A 1882-nucleotide genomic window follows, 5' to 3' on the forward strand; every position below is an offset into this window, starting at 1 on the left:
GGCCGCTTGTCCAGCGGTAGTAGATGGCCATGACAGGTATTCAGGCAGCGCGGCGGACTGCACAAGAATTAGGCGATTGCGGCCGGAACACGCCAGGTTCAAACCGTCGGCGCGACTCACAAGCCCATGAAATGAAGGAGTTGTTTTGCTGTACGTCACGATCTACATTGGTACTCTGGTCGGCGCCAACTTGGCCGTCGCTTGGCTGGGCCCCGCGGCCATGCCGATCATCGCGTTCCTGCTCATCGGGCTTGATTTGACGTTGCGCGACCGCTTGCACGACCGCTGGTCTGGGCGCCACCTTTGGCCACGTATGTTCGGTTTAATCGTCGCTGCGGGCGCGGTGTCCTATCTGCTTAACCCCGTCAGTGGTCCCATCGCCGTCGCATCGGTGGTCGCGTTCAGCCTGGCATCGCTCGCGGACGCTGCGGCCTATCATTTGTTGGTAGGACGCTCCTGGTCTATACGTGCCAATGGCTCCAACCTAATCGGTGCTACAGTTGATTCGCTGGTCTTTCCGGTATTGGCATTTGGGTCCGCATTGCCTTCGATCGTGGTGGCGCAACTGGCGGCAAAGGTCGTGGGTGGTATGTTTTGGGCGCTGCTCATTGTCAGGGTTGGGAGCTTGGTAAAGTCGCGCGCAGTGTGAGCGTCCTGTTAGTACTCTTTCCATTCCATGTTGGCGGGTAAATTGGGAGGAACAAGTCAGTGGTAGCGCGCGACCTTTGAACTGATGCTAATCAGTCGGGGGTGATGGTTGCTGCCCTTGCGGATAGCGGCACCGCGCAGTGTCGCGAAAAGCCTGGCGCAATGGCTCCTTACAACTTTAGTGTCACAAGAGCGCCTGGCTTCCCACCGTAAGAGAGCGGATCAGATAGCCGACTCTATACCTACCTTTTGGCCAGCGGGCCAAGCAATCGGTGCCACCATGCTAGGAGAGAGGCCGCGAATCGTGTCCCAATTTGTCGCGAAACCGGGCCTACTTAAGGCGGAAACTGATTATGGCCGACAGCAAATGATCGAAAATGTCTCAGCGTCTGACGTCGTTGCTTTCACCATACGCAAGATTTTTATTAGGCGACTGGACTTGGAGAACATTGATAAATGGAACTTAGTAGCGGCCGAGACAAGATTTAAGCATTGCGCAGGGAAACCGAACGTCTGAATAGCTCAGTGGTAACGAGCATGAAAACTCGTTACCACTGAGCCGTCTTACCTTAGGTCTGGAGCCACCGCTTGATGGATGACGACGATGCCTCTGCCTCTTCGGGAACAGAATCACTTCGACTCAGCGCTGCCACAGGAGCAGGATCACTGCTCGTCTGCAGGGAGACTTGGACGTCGTGGAACCGGAGCGCACCCCCAGCATTTGTGTCACGGTCCGCTTCAGGTCGGCTTGCAGCTTCCACAGTTGTTTCTGTGCGCGCAGTCCGCGATCTCAGCCAAGCAGAGATCGCGTCAATCTGCTGTTCTACATCACCAGCCGGATGGCCTGTTTCCGCGATGTATCGTTCAAGGGCAAAGCGCACGAGTTTTCCGCGTTCGCGCACCGGTGTCATCGCCAGCAGCGTATGAACGTCCGGCGCCTCCTGAAAGGTCAAGCTGATCCGAACCGTGATCTCGGTGCCGATCTTTTGCGGCTTTTCCATTTGTCCGGCCATGGCCGCTTCCGGCATCAGGACTGAAGCAGAGACAGCAAGCCAAGGCGGCAAAAGCCTTCCGCCACCATCATCCGCGGCTCGTCGGTGGAAACAGCATTGGGGTACCGTTGTTTCAGCCCATTGAGGAGCAGTTCGGCGCCGCCACCGCCAACGATGATCCCGTCCAGTACCGCAGCCTTCTGGCCAAACACCCGGTTGGCCTCATCCATTACCACTGCCTC

At 57.1% G+C, this 1882-nt stretch carries 2 protein-coding genes and 1 pseudogene; 1 reads left to right on the forward strand and 2 read right to left on the reverse strand.

Features of this window, described 5'->3' with window-relative positions; translation table 11 throughout:
- Positions 1–145 precede the first annotated feature (145 nt).
- The gene (locus tag ACWNCF_RS03585) at positions 146–649 is read left to right on the forward strand and encodes a VUT family protein (protein WP_449406047.1); all 504 of its coding nucleotides are present in this window, start codon (positions 146–148) and stop codon (positions 647–649) included.
- 568 nt (positions 650–1217) lie between these two features.
- Here the strand turns inward: ACWNCF_RS03585 and ACWNCF_RS03590 are convergent.
- Together ACWNCF_RS03590 and ACWNCF_RS03595 are read right to left on the reverse strand one after the other, a co-directional pair.
- Positions 1218–1661, reverse strand: a complete 444-nt coding sequence (locus tag ACWNCF_RS03590) for a hypothetical protein (RefSeq protein ID WP_449406048.1) — start codon at positions 1659–1661, stop codon at positions 1218–1220.
- A gap of 14 nt (positions 1662–1675) precedes the next feature.
- Positions 1676–1882 (reverse strand): annotated as a pseudogene (locus ACWNCF_RS03595) (ParM/StbA family protein); the annotation flags it as partial.

This window comes from Massilia phosphatilytica, from assembly GCF_977014125.1.